General features: G+C 71.2%; 26 protein-coding genes and 1 pseudogene. 14 read left to right on the top strand and 13 right to left on the bottom strand.

Translation table 11 applies throughout. The annotated features are described in order from the left end of the window. Positions 1-35: 35 nt before the first annotated feature. The 7 genes and pseudogenes from ALI22I_RS46450 to ALI22I_RS46420 form a co-directional block, all read right to left on the bottom strand. Positions 36-1469, bottom strand: coding sequence for an MFS transporter (locus tag ALI22I_RS46450; RefSeq protein ID WP_077011889.1), 1434 nt, complete (start codon positions 1467-1469; stop codon positions 36-38). A 73-nt stretch (positions 1470-1542) separates the two neighbouring features. After that, on the bottom strand, positions 1543-2031 hold the full coding sequence (locus ALI22I_RS46445) for a MarR family winged helix-turn-helix transcriptional regulator (RefSeq protein WP_077011888.1): 489 nt from the start codon (positions 2029-2031) through the stop codon (positions 1543-1545). A 51-nt stretch (positions 2032-2082) separates the two neighbouring features. After that, complete coding sequence (locus ALI22I_RS46440; protein WP_077011887.1) at positions 2083-3414, bottom strand: glycoside hydrolase family 6 protein; 1332 nt, start codon at positions 3412-3414, stop codon at positions 2083-2085. 85 nt (positions 3415-3499) lie between these two features. Next, positions 3500-3676, bottom strand: a pseudogene (locus tag ALI22I_RS46435) (class A beta-lactamase); the annotation flags it as partial. A 30-nt stretch (positions 3677-3706) separates the two neighbouring features. Further along, a complete protein-coding gene (locus ALI22I_RS46430; RefSeq protein ID WP_077011886.1) occupies positions 3707-4357 on the bottom strand; it encodes a response regulator transcription factor in 651 nt (216 codons plus the stop codon). Further along, positions 4342-5439, bottom strand: coding sequence for a hypothetical protein (locus tag ALI22I_RS46425; RefSeq protein WP_238598915.1), 1098 nt, complete (start codon positions 5437-5439; stop codon positions 4342-4344). Before ALI22I_RS46425 ends, ALI22I_RS46430 begins: the two co-directional genes overlap by 16 nt. Further along, on the bottom strand, positions 5432-6490 hold the full coding sequence (locus tag ALI22I_RS46420) for a sensor histidine kinase (RefSeq protein WP_077011884.1): 1059 nt from the start codon (positions 6488-6490) through the stop codon (positions 5432-5434). Before ALI22I_RS46420 ends, ALI22I_RS46425 begins: the two co-directional genes overlap by 8 nt. Positions 6491-6650: 160 nt before the next feature. Here ALI22I_RS46420 and ALI22I_RS46415 point away from each other — a divergent pair, with 160 nt between their 5' ends. From ALI22I_RS46415 to ALI22I_RS46390, 6 genes are all read left to right on the top strand, one after another. After that, on the top strand, positions 6651-9122 hold the full coding sequence (locus ALI22I_RS46415) for a GH92 family glycosyl hydrolase (RefSeq protein WP_083752511.1): 2472 nt from the start codon (positions 6651-6653) through the stop codon (positions 9120-9122). Between the two features lie 9 nt (positions 9123-9131). Continuing rightward, positions 9132-9416, top strand: a complete 285-nt coding sequence (locus ALI22I_RS46410; RefSeq protein ID WP_077011883.1) for a class I SAM-dependent methyltransferase — start codon at positions 9132-9134, stop codon at positions 9414-9416. After that, the gene (locus tag ALI22I_RS46405; RefSeq protein ID WP_077011882.1) at positions 9388-9711 is read left to right on the top strand and encodes a hypothetical protein; all 324 of its coding nucleotides are present in this window, start codon (positions 9388-9390) and stop codon (positions 9709-9711) included. The genes ALI22I_RS46410 and ALI22I_RS46405 overlap by 29 nt, the downstream gene beginning before the upstream one ends. A gap of 92 nt (positions 9712-9803) precedes the next feature. Further along, complete coding sequence (locus ALI22I_RS46400; protein WP_077011881.1) at positions 9804-11237, top strand: serine hydrolase domain-containing protein; 1434 nt, start codon at positions 9804-9806, stop codon at positions 11235-11237. An 83-nt stretch (positions 11238-11320) separates the two neighbouring features. After that, on the top strand, positions 11321-12187 hold the full coding sequence (locus tag ALI22I_RS46395; RefSeq protein ID WP_077011880.1) for an ABC transporter ATP-binding protein: 867 nt from the start codon (positions 11321-11323) through the stop codon (positions 12185-12187). Continuing rightward, positions 12184-13035 carry an ABC transporter permease gene (locus ALI22I_RS46390; protein ID WP_077011879.1) on the top strand — a complete coding sequence of 284 codons (852 nt, stop codon included), beginning with the start codon at positions 12184-12186 and terminating at the stop codon, positions 13033-13035. The genes ALI22I_RS46395 and ALI22I_RS46390 overlap by 4 nt, the downstream gene beginning before the upstream one ends. 7 nt (positions 13036-13042) lie before the next feature. Here the strand turns inward: ALI22I_RS46390 and ALI22I_RS46385 are convergent, their stop codons facing one another. Together ALI22I_RS46385 and ALI22I_RS46380 are read right to left on the bottom strand one after the other, a co-directional pair. After that, the gene (locus ALI22I_RS46385) at positions 13043-13975 is read right to left on the bottom strand and encodes a hypothetical protein (protein WP_077011878.1); all 933 of its coding nucleotides are present in this window, start codon (positions 13973-13975) and stop codon (positions 13043-13045) included. A 106-nt stretch (positions 13976-14081) separates the two neighbouring features. Next, positions 14082-14714 carry a hypothetical protein gene (locus ALI22I_RS46380; protein ID WP_077011877.1) on the bottom strand — a complete coding sequence of 211 codons (633 nt, stop codon included), beginning with the start codon at positions 14712-14714 and terminating at the stop codon, positions 14082-14084. A 17-nt stretch (positions 14715-14731) separates the two neighbouring features. Between ALI22I_RS46380 and ALI22I_RS51730 the strand changes: the two genes are divergently transcribed. The 4 genes from ALI22I_RS51730 (at position 14732) to ALI22I_RS46365 (ending at position 16873) form a co-directional block, all read left to right on the top strand. Further along, a complete protein-coding gene (locus ALI22I_RS51730) occupies positions 14732-14878 on the top strand; it encodes a hypothetical protein (RefSeq protein WP_179118571.1) in 147 nt (48 codons plus the stop codon). A gap of 43 nt (positions 14879-14921) precedes the next feature. Beyond that, entirely contained in the window at positions 14922-15776 is an 855-nt protein-coding gene (locus ALI22I_RS46375; RefSeq protein ID WP_077012128.1) for an NAD(P)-dependent oxidoreductase, read from the top strand. A gap of 100 nt (positions 15777-15876) precedes the next feature. After that, entirely contained in the window at positions 15877-16404 is a 528-nt protein-coding gene (locus tag ALI22I_RS46370; RefSeq protein WP_077011876.1) for a hypothetical protein, read from the top strand. A gap of 115 nt (positions 16405-16519) precedes the next feature. Further along, positions 16520-16873, top strand: coding sequence for a DUF6292 family protein (locus ALI22I_RS46365; RefSeq protein ID WP_077011875.1), 354 nt, complete (start codon positions 16520-16522; stop codon positions 16871-16873). 239 nt (positions 16874-17112) lie between these two features. Here the strand turns inward: ALI22I_RS46365 and ALI22I_RS46360 are convergent, their stop codons facing one another. The 3 genes from ALI22I_RS46360 to ALI22I_RS46350 form a co-directional block, all read right to left on the bottom strand. Next, on the bottom strand, positions 17113-18129 hold the full coding sequence (locus ALI22I_RS46360; protein WP_077011874.1) for a GNAT family N-acetyltransferase: 1017 nt from the start codon (positions 18127-18129) through the stop codon (positions 17113-17115). A gap of 141 nt (positions 18130-18270) precedes the next feature. Further along, positions 18271-18450, bottom strand: coding sequence for a hypothetical protein (locus tag ALI22I_RS46355; protein WP_077011873.1), 180 nt, complete (start codon positions 18448-18450; stop codon positions 18271-18273). Positions 18451-18599: 149 nt separating this feature from the next. Then, on the bottom strand, positions 18600-18971 hold the full coding sequence (locus tag ALI22I_RS46350) for an ArsR/SmtB family transcription factor (RefSeq protein WP_077011872.1): 372 nt from the start codon (positions 18969-18971) through the stop codon (positions 18600-18602). A gap of 91 nt (positions 18972-19062) precedes the next feature. On the opposite strand from ALI22I_RS46350, the gene ALI22I_RS46345 reads away from it, so the two are divergent. Continuing rightward, positions 19063-20028: a cation diffusion facilitator family transporter gene (locus tag ALI22I_RS46345; RefSeq protein ID WP_077011871.1), complete on the top strand. Its 966-nt coding sequence runs from the start codon at positions 19063-19065 to the stop codon at positions 20026-20028. Between the two features lie 129 nt (positions 20029-20157). Here ALI22I_RS46345 and ALI22I_RS46340 read toward each other — a convergent pair whose 3' ends face one another. Then, complete coding sequence (locus ALI22I_RS46340; RefSeq protein ID WP_077011870.1) at positions 20158-20547, bottom strand: helix-turn-helix domain-containing protein; 390 nt, start codon at positions 20545-20547, stop codon at positions 20158-20160. A 103-nt stretch (positions 20548-20650) separates the two neighbouring features. Here ALI22I_RS46340 and ALI22I_RS46335 point away from each other — a divergent pair, with 103 nt between their 5' ends. From ALI22I_RS46335 to ALI22I_RS46325, 3 genes are read left to right on the top strand one after another with little or no spacing between them, the layout of a single operon-like run. After that, positions 20651-21946 carry a hemolysin family protein gene (locus tag ALI22I_RS46335; protein ID WP_077011869.1) on the top strand — a complete coding sequence of 432 codons (1296 nt, stop codon included), beginning with the start codon at positions 20651-20653 and terminating at the stop codon, positions 21944-21946. Next, complete coding sequence (locus ALI22I_RS46330) at positions 21943-22974, top strand: hemolysin family protein (protein ID WP_077011868.1); 1032 nt, start codon at positions 21943-21945, stop codon at positions 22972-22974. Before ALI22I_RS46335 ends, ALI22I_RS46330 begins: the two co-directional genes overlap by 4 nt. A 22-nt stretch (positions 22975-22996) precedes the next feature. Beyond that, a complete protein-coding gene (locus tag ALI22I_RS46325; protein ID WP_077011867.1) occupies positions 22997-23977 on the top strand; it encodes a sporulation protein in 981 nt (326 codons plus the stop codon). Positions 23978-23988 lie beyond the last annotated feature (11 nt).

The raw sequence follows: 23988 nt of genomic DNA, 5'->3' as shown, positions 1-23988 counted from the left end.
CGCCCACCTGCCGCGTGCCCCTCCTCACACGGCGGTCAGACGGTGGTGTGCTGGGGCTTGCGCAGGACGATCACCGTGACCACGAGAGCGGCGGCGAGCAGGGCTGCGGCGATGGTGAAGGCCACGTGGTAGCCGGCGGTGAGGGCGGCGGGCTCGGCGACGCCTGATGCCAGTTCCTCCTCGGTCCGTGCCGCGGCCAGGGTGGAGAGGACGGCCACGCCCACGGCCATGCCGATCTGCTGGGTGGTGTTGAACAGGCCGGACACCAGGCCCGCTTCGTCCGGCTTGGCGTCGGACATGCCCAGCGCGGTCAGGGCGGGCAGGACCAGGCCGCCGCCCGCGATCAGCAGCATCACCGGCAGCAGGTCGGTGACGTAGTTCGCGTTCACCGGAACGGTCATCAGCTTCAGCATCGCGCCCAGCAGCAGCACGAGCCCGGCCGACAACACCGCACGTTCACCGAACCGGGTGTTCAGGCGGGCCGAGACGAACAACGACACACCGCCGATGGCCACCGCCGCCGGGAGCATCGCCAAACCGGTCGCGAGCGCGCTGTAGTCCAAGACCTTCTGCATGTAGAGCGCGACGATGATCTGGAAGGCGAACATCGCCGACAACGTCAGGATCTGCACCAGGTTCGCGCCCGTCACGTTGCGGGAACGCAGGATGCGCAGCGGCATCAACGGCGTCTTCGCCGTCGCCTGGCGGACGGTGAACGCGGCCAGCAGCGCCACCGACAGCGCGCCGAGGCCGAGGGTGTGCGGAGCCGTCCAGCCGTACTGCTCGACCTTGACCACGGTGTAGATGCCGAGCATCAGACCACTGGTGACCAGCGCCGCACCGAGCACGTCGGCACCCGCGGACAGGCCCGCACCCCGGTCGGACGGCAGCGTCCGGATCGCCAGCACGATGGTGGCCACGCCGATCGGCAGGTTGATGAAGAAGATCCAGTGCCAGCTCAGGGTGTCGGTGAGAACGCCGCCCAGCACCTGACCGATGGACGCGCCGGCCGCACCGGTGAAGCTGAACACCCCGATCGCCTTGGCCCGTTCACCCGGATCGGTGAACAGCGTCACCAGAATCCCCAGCACCACCGCCGACGCCATCGCGCTGCCCGCACCTTGGAGGAACCGGGCGGCGATCAGCAGACCCGGGGTCGTCGCCGCGCCGGCCAGCAGCGACGCGGCGGTGAACACGGCGTTCCCGGCCAGGAACATCGTCTTGCGGCCGATCAGGTCACCGAGCCGGCCGGCCAGGAGCAGCAGGCCGCCGAACGCGATCAGGTACGCGTTGACCGTCCAGCTCAGGCCGGCCGGTGAGAAGCCCAGGTCCTGCTGGATGGCGGGCATGGCGACCGTGACGATGCTGCCGTCCAGGATCGTCATCAACATCGCGGCGGACAGCACGACCAGCGCGGACCAGCGGTTCGCGCGGGGTGTTTCGAGCGGTGTTGCGAGCGTGGACGACATGGTTCTCTCCTGTTTCGACGACAACAGGAGGAACCGTAGCGGATAGTTTTGTTGCGGACAATCTCTCTCGGACTTACCTGGTGCTCTCGCGCACCCGACGGGCGATCTGGAACCCCGGGACGGGGGTGGCCAGATGACCGTTGACCAGCAGGTTCATCGCGTGCAGCAGTGCGTCGCGATCTTTCTCGGGCAGCGACTCCAGCGCCGCCCGGTGCACGCCGTCCACGATCTCCTGGCTGCGCTTGGCCAGCTCCGCGCCCTTCTCGGTGACGGCGATGATCCGGGCCCGCCGGTCGGTGGTGGACTGCCGGCGCTCGGCCAGGCCCGCCTTCTCCAGCGCGTCGACCGTGACCACCATCGTGGTCTTGTCCATGTCGCCGACCTCGGCCAACTGGATCTGGGTGCGCTCCTCTTCGAGGGCGTGGACGAGCACGCAGTGCATGCGTGCCGTCATGCCGATCTCGGCCAGCGCTGCCGCCATCCGGCTGCGCAGCACGTGGCCCGCGTGGTCCAGGAGGAACGACAGGTCGGATTCGGTGCGGGCTGGGGCCATGGCGGACATGGCCCCAGTCTAGCTACCAGGACAACACTGGATTATCCGCAAGAAACCTAGTTACAGCGGTGGGTGGGCGTTGCGCAGCAGCTCCTGGAACTGCGCCGAGTGCCAGTACCGGGCCTGCGGCGAGCCCGGCCACGCGCCGGTCGGTTTCGGGGTCGCGCCCGGCCAACCTTCGTACGTCGGGTCGCACATCCGGTTGTGGACCTCGTCCTCGATCGGCATCGGGATGCTCGCGCCGTCCGACTCGCCCGGCGGCTTCATCCACACGTAGGCGTCGACACCGCGCACCGGTGCCGCGACCGGCCGTTCACCCAGGCCCGTGCCGGTCTGGTTGCACCAGTTGGTGATCCGCAGCCTGCGGTCGATCCGGCCACCCTCGACGTACGCCTCCACGTGGCTCTCCGAGCCGGGGCCGGTCGGCCGGTTCGGGCCGCCCCACCCGTTGCGGGAGGTGTCGATCAGCACGCCGACGCGCGGGTGGAAGCCCGCCGCGACCAGCTCCTGCCGGAAGACCTCCACAAAGGACAGTTCGTCGATGAACGGGTTCCAGTCCACCCACCTGGTCTGCAGGATCGGCTGGCCGGCGATGACGTCCTTGACGATGAACTCCTCGCGCAGCACCGAGTAGTCGGCGGTGTTGGCGATGAAACCGTGCACGTTCGCCGTCGTGCTGCCGCCCGCGTTCGCCGCCCTCAGCAGCAGGTCCCGCGTGGGCAGGCGGTCTTCGTCCCAGCCGATGTTGCCGTGGTGGCCGATGTCCAGGTAGTTGTAGACGTTCCGGATCGCGCCCAGCTTCGCCAGCGCGTACCCGATGCCCTCCACGTAGGCGCCGTTCGCCTTGACCGTCTCGCACTGCGGGGTGGCCCACGGGCGCGGCGCGGTGTGCGTGACCAGGAACGGCAACGAGTTGGGCTCCACGACCGTGACGATGCGCAGCCGCGCGTACGCCGGGTCGGCCAGGATCGCGGCGACGGGGTCGATGAACTCCCGCTGGTAGCGCGACAGCTCGCCCGGCCCCAGCTCGCCGTTGCTCGACAGCCAACCGCAGTCCCGGCCGGGCAGGTCGTAGAGGACGAGTTGCACCAGGTCGGCACGCTGGCGCAGCGCCTCGTCCAAGTGGGCGCGCAGGGTCATCCGGCCGTGCCAGCCGTACAGGGACGCGATGTTGTGCAGCCACACGCCGGTCGGCTGCCCGGCGACGGCCGCACCGCCCGGTTCGGCGGCGGCGTGCGCGGACCACTCCGGGTTCACGTAGACCCGGGCGCCCGCATACGGGTTGTCCACGCGGCGCGCGCTTTCCGGCGCGCCTTCCGCGGTGCCGACCACCAGTCCGGCCGTCAGGGCGATGGCCGTGAGCGCGTGGCCGACGCGTAAGAGGGACTTCATGAACTGCTACCTCCGGTGATCACAACGATGTGAGGGAGGCGGTGTGCTTCACACCGTACCGCGCGCGGTCGAGGCGCGGCTGCGGTCATTGGAAGGCGGCTGCGGCGACTTCGGTGGCCTGTGCGATCAGGGCGTCGTCGTGCTCGGCGTCCTGCGCCGTGCGGCTGGACATCACCGCCAGCACGATCGGGGCGCGGTCCGGCGGCCACAGCACGGCGATGTCGTTGCGCGTCCCGTAGGCGCCGTTGCCGGTCACACCTCCACTACAGCACGACCGGCGCGAAGCGGGCGATCAGAGGTCGTCCACGCCGATCAGCCCGTCCTGGATGGCCCGCGCCACCAGCGCCGCCTTGGTCGGCGCCTCCCGCCCGATCAGGGCGTACTTGATCCGGATCCGCTCCAGGTGCGAGTTCACCGTGCTCAGCGAGATGCCCAGGCGCTGCGCCACGAACTCCTTGGACTCCGACTGGAACCACTCGACCAGCACCTCGACCTCCCGCGCCGACAAGGCGGGCCGGTGGTCGGACCGGTCGCCCGCCAACGCGCCCGCCAGCGACGGCGGCGTGTACGGACGGCCCTCCGCCGCCGCACGGGTCGCCTGCACCAGGTGTTCCGCGCCCTCCGCCTTGGTCAGGTAGCACAGCGCGCCCAACTCCAGGCACTGCAACGCGATGTCGTCGTCGGCGCGCATCGAGTAGACGACGACCCGCCGTCCCACCTCGACCAGCCGGCGCAGGTCGCCGAGCACCGGCGTGGGGCCGCCCAAGTGCAGGTCGAGGATCACCACGTCGGCCTGCGCGCCCTCGCCGAGCCACGCCGCGCGCACGTCCTCGCCGCTCGCGACGACCCGGATCGGCGGGGTGCCGGAGGACAGCCAGTAGGCGACGCCCGCGCGCACCGCCGGGTGGTCGTCCACCACCACCGCGCTCAGCTCGTCCGCCATCTCGCCTCCATCCGCGTGTGCCGACCGTACGTGCCGCATTCGACCTCGACCCGACCCGTCACGGTTCCGAAATCGACCCCGGCGTCGGCGATCACCGCCACCCGCACCTCGCCCTCGGTCCGCAGCAGGCTCACCCGCGCCCGGTCGCGGGCCGCCGACAGCGCCACCGCCAGCGGGCCGGTCAGCTCGCGCCGCACGTCCGTCGGCACCGGCACCGGCGCGCCGCTGACCGCCAGCGACACCTCCACCCCGCGCCGCTCGGCGACGTGCACGCACGCCGTCACCTCGTGCACCAGCGGGTCGGGCACGTCGTCGTTCTCCGCGAACAGCCGCCGCAGCTGGGTGGCCGCGAGCGCGCACCGCAGCCGGGTGTCGTCGGCGCGCGGGTCCAGCACGCCGTCCGCCAGGTCCGCGAGCAGCGGCAGGGTCGCGCCGAGCTGCCCGGCGAACCCGGCGCGCAGGTCCTGTTCCCACTGCTCGGCCAACGCGGCACGGGTCGCGGCGCGCTCCCGTTCGGCGGCGACTTCGGCGGCCCGGCGCGCGTTGCGCAGCAGAATCCGGGACATGACCAGCACGCCGAGCTGGAAGCTGGTCACGCTGAACACGACCACGCCCGCGCTGCCGATCTCGGCCCGCTCCGGCGCCCCGGCGAGCACCCACTGGGTCACGCTCAGCACGACGTGCGCCGCCTGCGCGGCCAGCAGCACCGGGACGCGGTCGAGCAGCAACAGCAGCAGGTGCCAGCCGATCAGGCCGTACGACCAGTGCGCGGGGCCGAAGTGCGCGTCCGGCGGCAACGCCTCGGTGGCCACCGAGGACGCCGCCAGCACCGCCACCGTGCCGCCCACCACCAGCGCCTTCGGCAACGGCCTGCGGCGCACCACCCACACCGCGCACAGCAGCGTCACCAGCGCCGGAACGGCGAACGCGACCCGGCCGGCCGGGTGGTCGTGCACGAACAGCGCCGCGACACCCAACCCCTGCACCACGGCCGTGACGCCGAGCAGCGCCAACCGCAGGCTGGCGAACACGTGGCCCTCGACGTCGACCCGTCTTTCAGCTCCCCCGGCGACCTCAGCCACGTGGCCACGCCAACCGCACCGTCGTGCCGCCCGGCCGGGACGTCACCTCGGCGCTGCCGCCGACCGCCGCCATCCGCTCGACCACCGAGCCGCGGATACCGCGCCGGTGGTCGGACACCGCGTCCACGTCGAACCCGCGTCCCGCGTCGCTCACCCGCACCTCCACACCGTCGCCGTTCGCGCTCACGCGCAGCTCGGCGGCCTGGGTGCCCGCGTGCCGCTCGACGTTGGTCAACGCCTCCCGCACCGCTCGGACCAGCGCCAACGCCACCGACGCGGGCACGAGCGCGTTGTCCCAGCGTGCGTCGATGTCCAGCGGACTGCGTTCCACGACCGGTTTGAGGGACGAGCCGACGTCCACGGCGGTGTCCGTCGGCACGGCGCCGGCCAGCACGTCCAGATCACGGCGCGCGTACCCGGCGACCTCGGACGGGTCGGTGTCCCGCCCGTTGACCGCCACCACCAGGAACGTCGCCGACGCGGTGTCGTGCAGCAGCGCCAGGTACTCGCGCTCACGCCTGCGCCGTGCCAGCGCCATCGCCTCGGCCCGTTCCAGCGCGGCCTGCCGGGCGCGCAACTCGTCCACCCGGCGCGTGGAGCGGCGCAGTAACCGGTACGCGAGCCGCGCCAGCACGCACTCGACCACCAGCCGGGCCACCGCCGAGCCGTCCCACCCGACCGCCGTCAGGTACACGGCCAGCAGCGCGGCCGTGGTGGGCACGGTGATCTTCGGTGACCACTCCCACTGGAGGGTGATCGCGGTGGTGGTGAGCACGTTGAACATCCACTGGTCCGTGCCGTCGATCCGCGCCTGAGCCGCGCACACCGCCACCACCCGCACGATCGCGAGCACGATCGCGAGCCTCTGAGACCCGAAGTCCGCCACCGCGCCGACCAGCACCAGGGCCAGCAGCCCCAAGCCGAGGGGCAGCGCGTCGGACGGCACGGACAGCACACCGAACACGCTGATCAGCGCGACGCCGACACCCCGGACCGGCCCGGCGAACCGCGCGATGGCGGCCAGGAACTCCGACTCCACCTGCCCGCGCATGCCGCGACCCTAACCGCACGCGCGCGGTGACCGACGGGTGACGGGCGCGCCAACGGCTGAGAGCGCTCTCGTGACAACAGCGGACAGAAAGCGCGTCGGGGCTTCCGGTCCGCCCGCCGGGTTGGGTAGACCGTTGGTCAGTCGAAGGGCTGGGGGCGCGGTGCGGGTGGTCACGGCGGGGTTGGCGATCGTTCTGCTGGCGGGTGTGGCGGTGCCGGCCGGCGCCTCGGCGCGGGACGCGGTCGGGTCCGTGGACCCGTTGATCGGGTCGGCGGGCGGCGGCAACACCTACCCCGGCGCGGTGCGGCCGTTCGGGATGATCTCGTGGAGCCTCACCAGCACGCGTGGCGACCAGACCAACACCGGCGCGGCCAACGGGTACGCCTACGACGCCACGCGGGTGCGCGGGTTCAGCCTCACGCACGTCAACGGCGCGGGGTGCCACCCCGGTGCGGCCGGTGACGTGCCGATCATGCCGTTCGTCGGCGAGGTCACCACCTCGCCCACCGCCGACGTCCGGGACGAGGTGTACGCCGCCGACTTCCGGCACGAGGACGAGTCCGCCACGCCCGGCCGTTACCGGGTCGGGTTGGCTTCGGGCGCGTCGGCCGACCTCAGCGTGACCACTCGGGCCGGCGTCGGCGACTTCACGTTCCCCGCCGACAAGCCCGCCGCGCTGCTGTTCCGGGTGTCGAACTCGTTGAACGGCAGCGAGGACGCCGAGGTCACCATCGACCCGGCCCGCCGCACGGTGTCCGGGTCCGTGCTCACCGGCGCGTTCTGCGGCCGTCGGGCCAACGGCGGCGCGAACAACAAGAAGACCTACTACCGCCTGTACTTCACCGCGTCGTTCGACCGTGACTTCGCGGGTACCGGCACGTGGGTGAACGGCTCGTTGCAGCCCGGTTCGACCACCGCCACCGGTGGTGAGGGCTACGAGACCGGGGCGGCACGACAGGGACGTGGGTCCGGCGGTTACGTCACGTTCGACACCTCTCAGGACGACGACGTGCGCATGCGTGTCGGCATCTCGTACACGAGCGCTTCGGCGGCCCGGCGCAATCTGGACCGTGAGATCCGTCCGCACCACAGCGTGGACGACATCGCGGCCGACGCCCGACGCGAGTGGGCGCGGCAGCTGCGTGCGGTCGAGGTCTCCGGTGGCACGGACGCGCAGCGCACCACGTTCTACACCGCCCTCTACCACGCGTTCCTGCAACCCAACATCACCAGCGACGTGGACGGCACGTACCTCGGCAGCGACCGCCAGGTCCACCGCCTGGAACGCGGCCAACGCGCCCAGTACGGCAACTTCTCCGGCTGGGACCAGTACCGCGCCCACACCCAGCTGCTGGCCCTGCTCGAACCGGGGATCGCCTCCGACTACGCCCAGTCGCTGCTCAACCTGGCCCGCCAGAACGGCGGCGTGTGGGACCGGTGGGTGCACGTCAACGGGCCGACGCACGTGATGACCGGCGACCCGTCCGCGCCCGCGTTGGCCGGCATGTACGCCATGGGCGCGCGGGACTTCGACGTGCGGGCGGCGTTCGACTCGCTGGTCCGCCAGGCCACCGTGCCGCACCCGGACGGCCTGTCCGACAAGGGGTGTCCGGGGCAGTGCGAGGGGCAGCGGCCGAACCTGGCCGAGTACCTGCGGCTCGGGTACGCACCGCAGGACACGTGCCACTGCTGGGGTGGGGCGGCCGAGACGCTGGAGGACGCCACCGCCGACTTCGCGTTGGCCGACTGGGCGGGCCGGCTCGGTCGTGACGACGTGCGCCGTTCGTTGCTGCCCAGGGCGGGTTGGTGGCGCAACACGTTCAACCTGTCGGCGGCGGACGGCGGGTACCAGCAGGCGCGGGCTTCGGACGGCACGTGGACGTGGCCGTTCAGCCCGTCGTCGGACCTCGGGTTCGCCCAGGGCACCAGCGCGACCTACACGTGGATGGTGCAGCACGACGTGTCCGGGCTCGCGGCGGCGATGGGCGGGCGCGAGCGGGCCGTCCAGCGGTTGGACGGCTTCTTCCACAAGCCGGACGGCTCGTGGGCGACAGGCGGCGACGGGTTGCGCTACGACCCGACCAACGAGCCCGGTATCCACACGCCTTGGCTGTACAACGCTCTGGGACAGCCGTGGAAGACGCAGGAGACCGTGCGTGCCATGGCGTCCCTGGTCTACCGGACCGGTCCGAGCGGGCTGCCCGGCAACGACGATCTCGGCACCATGTCGGCGTGGTACGTGTTCGCCGCGCTGGGCGTGTACCCGCAGACGCCGAGCCGGGCGGAACTGCTGCTGTCCAGCCCGATGTTCCCCCGCGCCAAGATCAACCGGAACGGCGCGCCCACCATCACCATCAGCGCGCCCGACGCTTCGCCCGCCAACGTCTACGTGAACGGCGTGACGCTCAACGGCCGTGCGCACGACAAGTCGTGGCTGTCGGAGCAGTTCGTGACCCACGGCGGCGACCTCGTCGTGGACGTCGCCGCCACCCCCGACACCTCTTGGGGCACCACAAACCTGCCTGTAGACCACGTGCCCGCGGCGGCAACCCGCTACCGCACCGCCGGCCCGCCCGTCCTGTCCGCGAACGCCGACCTGAAACCGTTCGCCCTGACCGGGACCGCGCCCTAACCTGCGGACGTGACCGATCTCGGTGCCGAACTGTTCGACCGGGTAGCCGCCGACTACGACCGCTCGGTGCCGTTCTTCGCCACGTTCGGCCACCGCCTGGTCGAGTGGGTCGGGTTGGCGCCCGGTGCGCGAGTGCTGGACCTGGGCGCGGGACGCGGCGCGGTGACCGCGGCGGCCGTCCGGGCGGAGGGCTCGGTGGGGTGTCGCGTTCTCCGTGCCGGGACTCAGCGCGGACGGCGGGCGGTGGGCGGCGTACGGGCGGATCGTGGACGAGTTCGTGCGCCGTATCCGTGACCCGGAGCCGCACGAGCCGGTGACGTGGAGTTCTCGCGCCGACCGCGCGGGCCTGCACCACTCCTCCCACACCACCACCGAGGTGTCGATGCCGATCGACGGGCCCGAGGCGCACTGGGCGTGGCTGATGTCCCACGGCAACCGGTGGCTGTACGACGCGCTGGACCCCGTGGACCGCGCCGCCCTCCGCGAGCGAGTGCTGCGCAGCCTCCGTGAGGACCACCCGGCAGGCGGAACCAGGCTGATCGCCGGCGCGGAGTTCCACCGGATCGTCAAACCCACCGTCACACCCTGACTTCGCCAAGCACGGTCTATATCTTTCGTCAGGGGTATCTCTGGTCGATCGCCAGATGTCCTGGCACCGCAACGGTTCCTAGATTCGCAACCATGAAAGCCACCCTGATCGCCGCGCTCACCGGCGTCGTGATCACCGTCGCGGCCTCGACCCCGCCCCCGACCGCCCACGCCCAACCGTCCAAGACCACCATCGACGACTACATGGCCAAGGCCATGCACGGCACCGACCTACCCGGCCTGTCGGTGGTGGTGACGCACCGCGACCGCGTCGTCCACGCCGCCGGCTACGGACAGGACTCCGCGGGCGCGCCCATCACCGCGGACACACCGATGCGGATCGCCTCGGTCAGCAAGTCGTTCACCGCCATGGCGGTGATGACGCTGGTCGAGGACGGGCGGATCGCGCTGGACGACCCGGTCGCGGACCAGCTGCCGGGCTTCACCATGGCCGACTCCCGCCACACCGGGGTGACCGTCCGGCACCTGCTCAACCAGACGTCGGGCTTCTCCGACACCACGATCGACATCACCGCCCTGGAGCAGTCGTCGTCACTGGCCGAGTACACGTCCGCGCTGGGTTCCGCGTCGTTGGCCGCCGATCCGGGCACCCACTACGAGTACTGCAACGTCAACTACGACGTGGCCGCCCGCCTGGTGGAGGTGGCGAGCGGCCGACCGTTCGGCGAGTACCTGAAGGACCGGGTGTTCGGCCCACTGGGCATGTCCCGCAGCACGGTGTCCTCGCAGGAGATCGCACCGGCCGACGGCTACAACTCGGTGTTCGGAGCCTGGCTCTCCAGACACGAGTTGCCGGCCTTCCTCGACTCCAGCGGCGCCGGCGGAGTCATCACCACCGCGGCCGACATGGGCAAGTGGCTGATTAGCCAGACCGGCAACGGTGCGCGGCTGGTGTCACCCGAGGGCCTGCGGACCATGCACCGATCCTCCACTGTGGACGACTACGCCATGGGCTGGATGCCGGAGCAGGGACCGGACGGCGTGCAGCTGCTGGTGCACCCCGGGAACCTGTTCACCTACACAGCCGTGCAGGCCGTAGTCCCCAGTACCGGGTACGGGTACGCGGTACTGGCCAACAGCGCGTCGTTGTCCGACGACACCTACAGCATCCTCACCGGTCTGGTCGAGCTGAGCCAGGGAGGGCAGCCGGAGGACGTCGGCGGCGGGCGGCAACTGTTCGAGCTGGTGCTGGGCCTGATCGCGTTGGTGGCCGTGGGACTCGGTGTTCTGGGTGTGTGGCGGTCACGCGGGTGGGCGCGGCGCCGCGCCGGGACAGCGCCGTGGCGGGTGGCCCTGCGTCTCGTCCCGTTACTCCTGCCGTCGGCCGTGTTCGTGGCCTACCCGGACCTGATCGAACTGCTGATGAACGGCCGCACCGTCACCTGGAGCCAACTGACCTACTTCGCGATCCCGCTGACGATCACCCTGCTCGTAGCGGCACTGGCCGGCACGACAACCGCGATCGCCCGCCTGGTCAACCTGCGGTCGGTTTCAACGTCGATTTGAAGGTTGCGCGGAATCCATCCCAGATAGCTCCGAGCCACTCCGCTAAAAGTCTCAACTGATACTTCAACGATACGGTTGAAGGCATGAAAACCAGCGATGACCAGTGGGAACGGTCGGTTGTGCGGACGCGCGGACTGCGCATGCGGTACGGCTCCACCGACGTCCTGAAGGGAGTGGACCTGACCGTCGGCCCCGGCGAAGTGGTGGCGTTGCTCGGCCCCAACGGCGCGGGCAAGACGACGACGATCGAGATCCTGGAGGGCTTCCGGAAACGTTCGGCGGGCGACGTCCGGGTGCTCGGCGTCGACCCGGACGACGGCGACGAGGCGTGGCGGGCCCGGCTCGGCGTGGTGCTGCAATCGTGGCGCGACCACGGCCGGTGGCGGGTGCGGGAGCTGCTGTCCTACCTGCGCCTGTTCTACGAGCCCTACCGCGAGCAGGTGTTCGACCCGGACGAGCTGATCGGCGTCGTCGGCCTCACCGACCACGCAGACAAGAGGATCGGCACCCTGTCCGGCGGTCAACGGCGGCGGCTGGACGTCGCGGTCGGCCTGGTCGGACGCCCCGACCTGCTGTTCCTGGACGAGCCGACAGTCGGGTTCGACCCCGAGGCCAGGCGCGAGTTCCACGAGCTGGTGCGCCGCCTGTCCGGCACCACGATCCTGCTCACCACGCACGACCTGACCGAGGCGGAGAAACTGGCCGACCGGATCGTGATCCTGGTGTCCGGCCGCGTCGTGGCCGACGGCACGGCGGCGGAACTGGCCGCCCGGATCGCGGGCACAGCGGAAGTGCGGTACCGCCTCGACGGGGAGGAGCACGTGCTGTCCGTGGCGGACTCCACCGGGTACGTGCGGGAGCTGTTCGCCGAGCACGGCAAGGCCGTGGACGACCTGGAGGTGCGCCGCCCCAGCCTGGAGGACGTCTACCTGGCGCTGGTGAACGCGTGAACCCCCGGGCGGTGGCCGTGCGCGCCGGCGTGCGGCGTGGACGGATCGAGTTCGGCCAGACCATGACCAACGCGGGCGAGCTGATCGGCTGGCTGTGGCTGCCGGTGGTCGCGCTGGTGGTGATGTACGCGTTCGGTGACGGCGCGGTACCGGGCGTGGACTTCCCGCTCGGCGCGCAGGCGGTGCCCGGCATCCTCGCGATGAACGCCGTGTTCACCGGCCTGATGAGCTTGGCGATGGCGCTGACCATGGACCGCGAGGACGGCACGCTGCTGCGCGCGAAGGCCACCCCGAACGGCGTGCTCGCCTACGTCGTCGGCAAGGTGCTGGGCAAGGCGGCGCTGACGGTCGCCGTGCTGGCGCTCGTGCTGGTCCCGGCGCTGTTCCTGTTCGACGGCCTGGAACCGGGCCGGGCGTCGACGTGGCTGACATCGGCCTGGGTGCTGGTGCTGGGACTGCTCGCCACCCTGCCGATCGGCGTGATCCTGGGCGCGGTGTTCGGCAACACCCAGAGCCTCGGTTTCGTGACCCTGCTGATCATGGGCCTGGTGGTGGTGTCGGGCGTGTTCTACCCGATCACCGCGCTGCCCGGCTGGTTGCAGTGGGTCGGCCAGGCGTTCCCGCTGTACTGGCTGGGACTCGGCCTCCGGTCGGCCCTGCTGCCGGACGCCCTCGCGGTCGCGGAGATCGGCGGCTCGTGGCGACACCTGGAAACCGTGATCGCGCTCGGCGCCTGGGCCGTCGTCGGTTTCGTGCTGGCGCCCGTGGTGCTGCGCCGCATGGCCCGCCGTGAATCGGGCTCCTCGGTCGCGGCCCGCCGCGAACAAGTGGCACAGCGCCTCAGCTGAGCAGGGCTTAGCTGAACAGCGCCGTCAGTTCACCGCGCTGGAACGCCTCCAGCACCCGACCGACGCGCACGTCCGGTGCGTTCGGCGCGAGCACCCGCACCACGCCGGTCTGGTCGGCGGGCTGCTCGACCGTCGCACCGGGCAGGGTCGCCGCCCACGTCGGGCCTTCGAGGTTGGTCCGCACGAGATCCTTGAGCGCGTTGGGGTTCTCGTCGGGCACGCACACGACTTCGGTGCTCTCACCGGCCGGCGTCGTGCGCACGCCCGCCGCCACCGGCAGTCCGCTCTTCGGCCTGCTGATCAACGCCGCCGACACCTCACCGAGGCACCGGGCCAGTTCCCCGATCATGGGGTCCGCGGCCAGCGACTGGTCCTCCGAGGGCTCGGTGATCCACTTCAACGCCTCGGCGGTGGTGGCGTGGACCACCGCTCCCGCCTCCACGCGCACCTGCTGGAACCCGGACACGAGCCCGGCCCGCGCCAACGCCCCGTCCGCCGTGATCTCGCCGTCCTCACCGGTGGTCCAAGTGCCCGGATCGGCACGCCGCCCGCCCAGCGCGGCGAACTTGGCGTCCACCGCCGCCACGTCGACGTCCATGCGCAGCACCGCGGCCCACGTCGGCGGCTGCCCCACCCGCAACGCCGTCGTGGCCCGCGTCGGATCGAACCCGACCAGGTCGGGAAGCACCGCGCCGTACGAGGCCAGGTCGGAGTACCCGTAGCCCTGCAAGGCGCGGAAGCGCTCGGCGTCCTTCTCCAGCAGCACCCGGACGGCCGCCACGTCGCCGTACTCGACCAGCAGGGACGACTCGTCGGTGGCCCGCGCACCCGCCAGCGCGCCGAGCAGCCCGGTCGCCGGCGGCGATTGCGGCACGTCCGCCTCGGCCGCACACCCGGCCAGCAGGACCGCCACCAACGCCACGCTCGAACCCTTGGTCACCGATCGGATGTTAGGGCGACAAGCCGATCCCCACGCCCGTTTTTGCCGAAGGCGTCGGCGAAAGCGGCGAGGACAGGGGTGTCCCGCCCACCGGCCGCAAACGAAATCAGTCCGGGATCTCCACCGCGATCTCCTCGCCCAACCGCGCGTCGCCCAGCAGGTCCAGTTCGTCACCGCTCCAGAACCGGCCCGGGTCGTACCAGTTGGCGCGGCGGCCGGCGGGCAGCAGGCCCATCGCCTCGTACGTCACGGCCACGACCTCCGCGCAGTACGCGGTCTCCAGCGTGGTCTCGGTCGCCTTGCGCAGGTTCGGCAGCCGGCCGCGCAACCACCTCGTCGCGAGCCGCGCGGTGGACGGGAACGGCGTGCCGTTGAGCCGCGCCACCGTCTTGAGCACCGCGTCGTCCTCCTCACGGGTCGTCGCACGGTCCAGTTGTCGCAGCCACGCCCGCTGCCCGTACTTGCGCGCCCACACCAGCACCGCCTCGCGCAGGTCGTGCAGCTGCACCCCGCGGTGGTGGGTGCCGGTCCACACGTCCGGCAGGGAGCGGCCCAGTTCGGCGTGCCACATCAGCGGCGGCAGGTCCTCGACGGCCACGGTCATGCCCACGTGGTTGACCGGGCTGTTGGTGGTCACCCGGATCGCGCGGTCGGCCACCGAGGTGCCGCGGAACAGCCACACGTCACCGGTGCGGGTCAGCTCGACCGCTTCGTCCAGACCGATCTTCGTTCCAGCCATCCGGGTAGCCTAGGCAGATGCGCTGGTGGAAGCTGCTCGGCCTGGCCGGTGTCGCGGGTGTCGCGGCGACAGGTGTGGTGATCGCGCGCGCGGAGCGCAAACGCCGCGCCTACACCCCCGACGAGATCCGCGAACGGCTGCACGCCCGCGTCGACCGGCCCTGACCCCGTGATGCGGCGGCCGGCCGGCGGTGGGATCTTGGAGCCCATGGTGGTCGTGGTGCTGGGAACGGGTCTGATGGGTGCCGGCATGGCGCGCAGTCTGCTGCGGGCCGGGCTGGACGTGGTGGTGTGGAACCGGAGCGCGGCCAAGGCGCGCCCGCTCGCCGACGACGGCGCCGTTGTCGCCGACGACCCGAAGAGCGCTGTCGCCGAGGCCGACATCGTGCTCACCATGCTGTTCGACGCCGACGCGACCGCCGAGGTGATGGCCGAGGCGCTGCCGGCGGTCAAGGAAGGCGCGGTGTGGGCGCAGTGCGGCACCGTCGGCCTCGACGGCGGCGAACGGCTCGCGGAACTCGCCGCCAAGCACGGCGTGGCGTACGTGGACGCGCCGGTCCTCGGCACCCGCACACCGGCCGAGGAGGGCAAGCTGACCGTCCTCGCGGCCGGACCGACCGACCTGCGCGCGGCCGTCGCGCCGGCGTTCGACGCCATCGGCGTCCGCACGGTGTGGGCGGGCGAACGCCCGGCCGACGGGCAGCGGCTCAAGCTGGCCACCAACTCGTGGGTGCTGTCGATCACCGCCGCCGCAGCCCAGGCCGTAGCGCTGACCCGCGGCCTCGGCCTGGACCCCGACGCGTTCCTCGAAGCCATCGCCGGCGGCCCGGTCGACAGCATCTACGCGCAGGTCAAGGGCCGTCTCATGATCGACGGCGAGTTCCCGCCGTCGTTCGGTGTCGACGGCGCGGCCAAGGACACCGAGCTGATCGTGGCCGCGATGGCCGCGGCTGGCACCGACGACCGGCTCATGCGCGTGCTCGAAGACTTCTACCGGACCGCCGCCCGGCAGTCACAAGGCAGCGAGGACATGGCGGCGGTGATCAGGGCGTTCGGGTCCTGAAACGTTCGGCTCCCGACCCTGTCGGCAGCCGACGGGTGGGAGTTACCGTCGAACCGGGTACCAGTGGGGGAGAGGTGCCCGGCGGCGGAGGAGGCGGCTTGTGGGAACCGGCGGGGTGATCGCGGCCGCGGCGCTGGCCGGCGCGCTCGCCGCGGGCGCGGGCGGACTGACCGTGCCCGACCCGGACGACATCTGGGACGACACCGGCCTGCGCGTGGTGGACCGGGTGACCCGTGCGGACGGCGAGTGCGCGCCCCACGCGTTCTCCCAGGTCCAGCAGCTGCTGACGGCCACGCCGTGCGTCGCGCTCGACCGGATGCTGTTCACCCTCACCGACGACGAGGGCGGCACGATCGTGGTGTTCGTCGCCTGGATCGAGTTCGACGACCGCGCCAAGGCACGCGAGTTCAAACGGGTCGAGGACATCCACGGCACCGGTGACATCACCCCCCTGTCGGGATCGTTGCTCCAGATCAGGGACGTGCCGTTCACCGCGCACAACTACGACTCGGACACGCTCGACGGCGTGACCGTCGTGATCGCCGAGACGGAACTGGTGACCGGCGGGTTCACCGCCGAATACCTCGACGACATCGCCCAGGTCGCGGTCCGCACACCCCGCCCTTAGCCTGAATCCGGAAAACCGGACTTCCGGGTTTAAACGTCCCCAATCGGGTTACCCCGGACCGCGCCGAGCGGTCGCGCGCGGTCCGGGGCAGGCGGGGACAGGGCGGTGGTGCGTAGTGGAGTGGGATTTCGAGGACGACAACGCGGTGCGCGGGCTGCTCGCCTACGTCTCGGAGGTGACGCGCGCGCTAGGGTTCAGCGGCGAGTGCTCGTGCGTGCAGGCGGACGGCCCTTGCCTGACCGCCTACCTCGCGGTGGACGGCCACCTGCCCGGGTTCGCGGACCGGGACGTGGCGCTGCTGTGGGACGAGGACAGCGGCTGGTCGGTCGCCGTGGAGAGCGACAGCGCCGAACCGCCGTTCGTGCTGGCCCGGCTGCGCGGCCCGGTGCGGCCGCAGCCCGAGGCGGTGGCGCAGTGGGTGGAGGAACTGGACCTGGTGCCCGACGACGAACTGCTGACCGCCCGCTGACGGGTCATCAGCCGCCGGCTGTCCGGGACACCGTCCGGACAGCCGGCCAACCTGTGCCCTGACCTGCGGTTGCGGTGCGTTCTGGCCGTGCTCGGTTCCGAAACGGGCGGGTCGTGCCGATGACGCGGTTGGCGGAGGCGCTGCTGGACGACACCGACACCCCGGCCTCCGCTGCCGTGGACCCGGCGCCCGACTGGTACCTGCGACTGGTACCTGCACCGGGCGACGGCGGCGGCCGTCTAGTCGGTGAGGCGGGTTTGCAGGGTCTCGATGTCGTGGGCGACCACGAGTTCGGTGCGCACCGTGGCGAGGCCGAACCGGTGGTTGACCCGGATCATGTGCTCGTTGTCGGCGCTGGTGACCGTCTCCATCCGCTCCAGATCCGGGTGGTCGGCCACCAGCCAGTGCGCCATCACGCCCTTGAGACCCAATCCCAGCCCGTGACCCCGATGCGCGGCGAGCACCGCCGTGTCCCCTTGATGTGACGTCCGCGGCCCGTGCGGCAGCAGCACCACCTCCGTCAACCCGGCGACCTCACCGGTGACCTCGTCCACGGCCACCACCACGCGCTGCTCCACGTTTTCGCGCCTTAGTCCGGCTTCGGTCTCACGGACCTCCTCGACCGTCCACTCAGGACTCCGAAACTCGGTCGTCCCCGTTGGCGCGTCGTGGATCGCGCTCCGCGCGGCGGCGTAGGACGCGACGATCTCCTCCGGTGCCTCACCGACCCAACGCTCGACCCGGTACCCCTCGGGCAGACCTTCCGGCCACCGCGTCCGATCCGCCTCGGCGACCGTCAACGCCTGCACGGCCAGCGCCCGCACGGTCTTGAACCCCAGCCCGTGCGCCCACTTCGCCGCCGGACCGCCCTCCACGAGCCGCCAGTCCTCGATCACGGTGCGTCCGCGTTCCCGGAAATCCGGCAGCATCGCCCGAAGTACCCGCGTGCCGACGCCCCGCCGGCGGGACTCCGGGTGGACCACCACCGTGGCCACCGCGATGTGACTGTTCTCCGCCTCGGGGAACCGCGCGTACCCGAACGCCACGATCCCGGTCCCGTCCCGCACCACCCAGTGCCCGGCCGGACCGACGCCGGGGAACGGGTTGCGCAACCGCTCCACCACATCCTCGTAGGTCGGCACCGGCTGGTCCGCCCCGTCCGGCTCGTCCACGAGGTGACTCGCCCTCACCACCCGGTAGTACCCGGCCAGATCCGCTGCGTCCGCCCGGCGCGGGTCGAACAACTCCACCGTCACTTCGCCCCCTTGTCGGAGCGGTCACGGTATCGGCGTCGGTACGAGCGGGTCGTGCGGTTTTCGTCTCCGGACAAGGTCTCCGGACGAGAACGGGGCCGCAGGCGATTGCCCGCGGCCCCGTCGGCGGAAATCCGCCGGCCGTCACCGGCCGACCGGCCGGAGGTCACGACCGGAGGCGGTCAGGTGTTCCCAGGTCCGGCCGCGCTGGCTGGGCGGCGCCGAACCGTCCGCCGTGCACGTCGGGTACACCAGGCCGTAGGGGGTGGGTTGGTGGAACAGATCTCCGCTGCGGATGTCGATCAGGTCCCGCGACTGTGCCATCACGACCTCCCGTCAGAGGGTGTGGAGGTGCCCATGTCCTGCTCCTCGTTGAACCGACTGGGGACGTGGGGATACCCGCTGAACAGCACTGATATGCCGAAAGCATTGCGACGTAAGGGTGAACCCGCCGTGGTGCTCGTCAACGCTTGTCAACGCTTGTGGTGCGCGACCTCCTGCTCGGCGTCGTCGGCCGGCGGGATGCCCCGGTCGACGTGATCGGCGTGGAAAAGTGCTTGTGCCAGCAGGGATTTCACGTGGTCGTTGGCGGCGGAGTAGTAGACGAACGTGCCTTCCCGCCGCCCCTTCACCAGCCCCGCGAGGCGCAACTTGGCCAGGTGCTGGCTCACCGCGGTCGGCGCCGCGCCCGCCAGTTCGGCGAGGCAGGCCACCGACGACTCGCCCTGGAGCAGCGCCCACAGAACCCTGATCCGGGTCGGATCGGCCAACAGGCGGAACGACTCGGCGGCCAAGTGGACCTGCTCGTCGTTGGGCATGTCGAAATCCGGCCGCGCGGTGTGCATGGACGACAGCCTACCTACTTGCGTATATGCATGACTGCGCAGGTAGCCTGATAGTCGACGGACGCAGGTGCGAGCAAAGGCGGAACCCGTGATGGCCGGCGCACACGATCACGCACACGCACATGGCCACGCACATGGCCATGGCCACGGTCATGGCCACCGTTCGGCAGATCGCGTCGACAACGCCCTGGAGGGCAGCAAACGCGGCATGCGCGCCCTGGTGATCTCCTTCGTCGCCCTGTTCGTCACAGCAGCCGCCCAAGCCGTGTTGGTGCTGCTCACCGGCTCGGTGGCCCTACTGGGCGACACCGTCCACAACTTCGCCGACGCCCTGACCTCCGTCCCCCTAGCCATCGCCTTCGTACTCGGCCGCCGCGCCGCCTCCCGCCGCTTCACCTACGGCCTGGGCAGAGCCGAGGACCTGGCCGGCGTCGCGGTAGTCCTGGTGATCGCCGCCTCCGCGCTGTTCGCCGGCTACGAATCCGTCCACGCCCTGCTCGACCCACAGCCGGTCCGACACCTCTGGGTCGTGGCCGCGGCCGGCGTGGTCGGCTTCCTGGGCAACGAACTCGTCGCCCGCTACCGCATCCGGATCGGCCGGGAGATCGGCTCGGCCGCCCTGGTCGCCGACGGCATGCACGCCCGCACCGACGGCTTCACGTCACTGGCCGTGGTGCTGGGCGGAATCGGCGTGGCCCTCGGCTTCCCCGTCGCCGACCCGCTGGTCGGCCTGGGCATGACGATCGCCATCCTGTTCGTCCTGCGCGACGCCGCGGGCGAGGTCTTCGGCCGGCTGCTCGACGCGGTCGACCCGGCGTCGGTGGACCTCGCCGAACGCGCCGCCGCGCAGGTCGACGGTGTGGTGCGGGCCGAGCGGGTGCGCATGCGGTGGACGGGGCACGTGCTGCGGGCGGAGCTGGCGATCGCGGTGGACGCGGGTCTCAGCGTCGAGCAGGGCCACCGCATCGCCCACGAGGTCGAGCGCCACCTCAAGCGCGCTGTTCCGCGCCTGGTCGCCGTCACCGTGCACACCGAGCCCGCCGCTGTGCCTGTCTAGCCGCCGCGCCGCCGCCTCCTTCCCCACCGGCAACGTCAATGGTGTGCCGAGAGTTTCCCGTTGACGCTTGGTTCGCTCGTCCGGGTGATCTTGGTGCGGGCGGCCGCCGGGGGAGTGGACTGTCAGGGCTCAGGGCAGGGGAGGGATGTCCAGGGCCAAGGTGACCAGGGAGTGCACCCGGGTCGCGATCGCGGCCAGCACGCCGTGCGCCTCCGGGGACGCGGACTCGGTCGCCGCGTGCAGCGCGCGCAGGTCTTCGTCGATCCGGTCCAGGATGGGGGTGACGTCGGCCTGTCGGGTGTTGAACGCGGTCGCGATCTCGTCCAGCGGCACGCCCTGCAGCTCAAGCCGCTGCACGAGGTGGATGCGTTCCACGTCACCGGGTTCGTAGAGCCGGTAGTTGCCGGCCGTGCGCTGCGCCGGCGAGATCAGCCCGAGGCACGTGTAGTAGTCGACGGTCCGGATGCTGACGCCGGCACGGGCGGCCAACTCGCCGATCTTGAGCAGGACCTCGGTCACGCCACCCCCTAACCGTACAGTGCTACGTGCTAGTGTGAAGTATGTCAGACGAAGACGGCTGTAGTAACCGGCCGGGTCAGGCCCGGCTGAACGACACCGCACCATGTTGATCCTCACCGGCACGCTGGCGATCGTGCTGCTGACCATCGCCACCGGCTACTTCGTGGCCCAGGAATTCGCCTACATGGCCGTGGACCGGGGCCGCCTGCGCCAACAGGCCGAGAGCGGCGACAAAGCCGCCCAGCGCGCCTACCTGGTCACGCAGCGCCTCTCGTTCATGCTCTCCGGCGCCCAGTTCGGCATCACGGTGACCGCGCTCCTCGCCGGTTACGTCGCCGAACCCCTCCTGGGCAACGGCTTGGCCTCCATCCTCGGACTCACCGGCCTGCCACCGGCACTGGCCGTGTCGCTGTCCATGGCACTCGCCCTGATCTTCGCGACCGCGGTCCAGATGGTGCTCGGCGAGCTGTTCCCCAAGAACCTCGCCATCGCGAAACCGGAAACCCTGGCCAAGGCGCTGAGCACGTCCACCCTCGCGTACCTGAAAGTCACCGGCCCGCTGATCCGGCTCTTCGACGCGGCGGCCAACCGGCTCCTCCGGGCGGTGGGCATCGAACCCGTCGAGGAACTCCCGCAGGGCGCCACCTCGGACGACCTGAGGCAGATCATCGGTGAGGCCGGAGAACAGGGCCACCTGGACGCCGAGCTGTCCCGCCTGCTCGACCGGGGCCTGGACTTCCGCGGCCTGGTCGCCGACCAGGCCATGACGGCGCGCGTCTCGGTGCACACCGTGCGCGCCGACGAGCCCGCCGCACGCGTGGTCGAGTTGTTGGACACCGGCCACTCGCGGTTCCCCGTCATCGGTGACGGGCTGGACGACCTGCGCGGCGTCGTCGGGTTGGCCGAGGTGCTGACCGTCGCGCCCGAACACCGCCGCACGACGCCGGTGGGTGACATCGCGTCGCCCGCGCTGGTGGTGCCCTCGACGTTGCCGCTGCCCGCCGTGCTGGAACGGTTGCGCGCCGAACGCCGTCAACTGGCGTGCGTGGTGGACGAGTTCGGTGGCTTCGCGGGAGTGGTGTCGTTGGAGGACCTGGCCGAGGAGCTGGTCGGCGAGATCCACGACGAGGACGACGTGCTGCGCGACACCGTTGAACAGCGCGCCGACGGCTGGGAGGTGCCCGGCCGGTGGCGGATCGACGAGATCGCCGACGCGACCGGCATCGAGCTACCCGTGCACGACAGCTACGACACCGTGTCCGGTCTGGTGCTGCGCCGGCTCGGCCGCACGCCCGATGTCGGTGACGAGATCGAGCTGGGCCCGCATCGCGTCCGGGTGACGGCGGTGGCGCGGCACGTGCCCAGTCGGGTGCTGCTGAGCACGGCGGTGCGGCGATGATGTGGTCGTTGGTCATCTCCCTGTTCCTGTTGCTGGCCAACGCGTTCTTCGTGGCCTCCGAGTTCGCGTTGATGGCGGCGAAGCGGCACCGGCTGGAGGAAGCCGCGCAGACGAGCCGGGCGGCGCGGGCCGCGTTGGCCGGCGTGCGCGAGTTGTCGCTGATGCTCGCGGGCGCGCAGTTGGGCATCACGCTGTGCACGTTGGGCCTGGGCGCGTTGGCGAAGCCGGCCGTGGCGGACCTGGTCGACCCGTTGTTCCTGGCGGTCGGCCTGCCGTCCGGGTTGTCGTACGCGGTGTCGTTCGCGATCAGCCTGGTGCTGGTGGTGTTCCTGCACATGGTGGTCGGCGAGATGGCGCCGAAGTCGTGGGCGATCAGCCACCCGGAGCGGTCGGCGCTGCTGTTGGCGATGCCGTTCCGGGCATTCGCGCACGCCGTCCGCTGGGTCCTGAGTGGACTGAACGCGACGACGAACGCGCTGCTGCTCCTGCTGAAGGTGCAGCCGAAGAACGAGCTGACCCGCGAACACCACCCGGACGACGTGCGGATGCTGGTGCGGCAGTCCGCCGAGCACGGCCTGATCCCGGAGGGCCAGCGGCGGCTGCTGACCCGGATGCTCCAGCTCCAGCAGACGACCGTGGCGCAGGTGATGGTGCCCATCGGGACCACGGTCACCGTCGCCGAGCACACCGGCGCACGCGCGATCGAGGACCGCAGCCGGGAGTCGGGGCGTTCGCGGTTTCCGGTGACCGACCGGGACGGCCGGTTCGTCGGCCTGGTGCACATCCGCGAGGCCGTGCGCGCCACCGCCGCGGGCGCGGACACCCCGGCCCGGGACCTGATGACGGTGCCGCTGACGCTGTCCGCCGCGCTGCCGGTGGCGGCGGCGGTGACCAGGATGCGCGCCGAACGGGCGCAGCTGGCGCTGGTGGCCGACGCGGACGACCGCGTGGTCGGCATCGCCGCCCTCGAAGACCTCCTCGAAGAGCTGATCGGCGACTTCGAGGACGAGACAGACCAACCGAATTGACTCCCCTGGAGGACGTCACCCCATGTTCAAGCGGATGCTCAGTGCCTTCGGCGTCGGCGGACCGTCCGTCGACACCGTGTTGGACTCGCCGCACGCCCTGCCCGGTCAGGTGATCACCGGCCAGGTGCGCATCCAGGGCGGCAAGAACGACGCCCGCATCGACCGGATCGTGCTGTCCCTGGTGACCAGGGTCGAGGTCGAGCACGGCGACCACGAGTTCGGCGGCACGGCGGAGTTCCTGCGCCTCGACGTGGCCCAGGACGTGCGGGTCGCGGCCGGTCAGCCGGTGGCGGTGCCGTTCCAGCTGCCGCTGCCGTGGGAAACCCCGATCACCGCGGTCGGCGGACAGCCGCTGCCCGGTATGACGGTGGGCGTGCGGACCGAGCTGGTGATCTCCGGCGCGCCCGACAAGGGCGACCTGGACCCGGTCCTGGTCGGCCCGCTGCCGTCGCAGGACCGGGTGCTCGACGCCTTCGGTCAACTCGGCTTCCAGTTCCGCTCCGCCGACGTCGAGGCGGGCCGGATCCACGGCGTGCACCAGGAGCTCGGCTTCTACCAGGAGATCGAGTTCTTCCCGCCGGCGCAGTTCGCGGGCCGGATCAACCAGGTGGAGCTGACTTTCGTGACCAGCCCGCACGAGCTGGTCGTGGTGCTGGAGGCGGACAAGCGGGGCGGCATGTTCTCGTCCGGCTCCGACGCCTTCGGCCGCTTCCACGCTTCGCACGCCGACGCTCAGAACACCGACTGGGCGGCTGCGATCGGCCAGTGGCTGGCGCAGGTCTCCGAACGCGGCGGCCACGCCGCCTACGGCCACCCCGGCCACCCCGGCCACCCCGGCCACCCCGGCCACCCCGGCCACCCCGGCCAGCACGGCCACCGCCGCGGTCCGGGCATGGGCGCGGTCGTCGGCGGCGTCGCGGCCGGCGTGGTCGGCGGCATGGTGTTGGGCGAGGTGGTGGAAGAGGCGTTCGACGGCGGCGAGGACCTCGGCTTCGAGGAGTAGTAGCCGCGAAA

The organism is Saccharothrix sp. ALI-22-I (assembly GCF_001984175.1).
In the GTDB taxonomy this organism is placed as follows: Bacteria; Actinomycetota; Actinomycetes; order Mycobacteriales; family Pseudonocardiaceae; genus Actinosynnema.
Note: the sequence above shows the minus strand (reverse complement) of the source record. Positions and strands in the feature narration are given on the sequence as shown.

Bases quoted from the DNA above. Each gene is read 5' to 3' on its own strand.
- ALI22I_RS46345 (WP_077011871.1), top strand. From the start codon at position 19,063: ATGGCCGGCGCACACGATCACGCACACGCACATGGCCACGCACATGGC.
- ALI22I_RS46445 (WP_077011888.1), bottom strand. From the start codon at position 2,031: ATGTCCGCCATGGCCCCAGCCCGCACCGAATCCGACCTGTCGTTCCTC.
- ALI22I_RS46400 (WP_077011881.1), top strand. From the start codon at position 9,804: ATGAAAGCCACCCTGATCGCCGCGCTCACCGGCGTCGTGATCACCGTC.
- ALI22I_RS46380 (WP_077011877.1), bottom strand. From the start codon at position 14,714: ATGGCTGGAACGAAGATCGGTCTGGACGAAGCGGTCGAGCTGACCCGC.
- ALI22I_RS46450 (WP_077011889.1), bottom strand. From the start codon at position 1,469: ATGTCGTCCACGCTCGCAACACCGCTCGAAACACCCCGCGCGAACCGC.
- ALI22I_RS46430 (WP_077011886.1), bottom strand. From the start codon at position 4,357: ATGGCGGACGAGCTGAGCGCGGTGGTGGTGGACGACCACCCGGCGGTG.
- ALI22I_RS46375 (WP_077012128.1), top strand. From the start codon at position 14,922: ATGGTGGTCGTGGTGCTGGGAACGGGTCTGATGGGTGCCGGCATGGCG.
- ALI22I_RS46325 (WP_077011867.1), top strand. From the start codon at position 22,997: ATGTTCAAGCGGATGCTCAGTGCCTTCGGCGTCGGCGGACCGTCCGTC.
- ALI22I_RS46330 (WP_077011868.1), top strand. From the start codon at position 21,943: ATGATGTGGTCGTTGGTCATCTCCCTGTTCCTGTTGCTGGCCAACGCG.
- ALI22I_RS46420 (WP_077011884.1), bottom strand. From the start codon at position 6,490: ATGCGCGGGCAGGTGGAGTCGGAGTTCCTGGCCGCCATCGCGCGGTTC.
- ALI22I_RS46440 (WP_077011887.1), bottom strand. From the start codon at position 3,414: ATGAAGTCCCTCTTACGCGTCGGCCACGCGCTCACGGCCATCGCCCTG.
- ALI22I_RS51730 (WP_179118571.1), top strand. From the start codon at position 14,732: ATGCGCTGGTGGAAGCTGCTCGGCCTGGCCGGTGTCGCGGGTGTCGCG.
- ALI22I_RS46335 (WP_077011869.1), top strand. From the start codon at position 20,651: ATGTTGATCCTCACCGGCACGCTGGCGATCGTGCTGCTGACCATCGCC.
- ALI22I_RS46355 (WP_077011873.1), bottom strand. From the start codon at position 18,450: ATGGCACAGTCGCGGGACCTGATCGACATCCGCAGCGGAGATCTGTTC.
- ALI22I_RS46350 (WP_077011872.1), bottom strand. From the start codon at position 18,971: ATGCACACCGCGCGGCCGGATTTCGACATGCCCAACGACGAGCAGGTC.
- ALI22I_RS46395 (WP_077011880.1), top strand. From the start codon at position 11,321: ATGAAAACCAGCGATGACCAGTGGGAACGGTCGGTTGTGCGGACGCGC.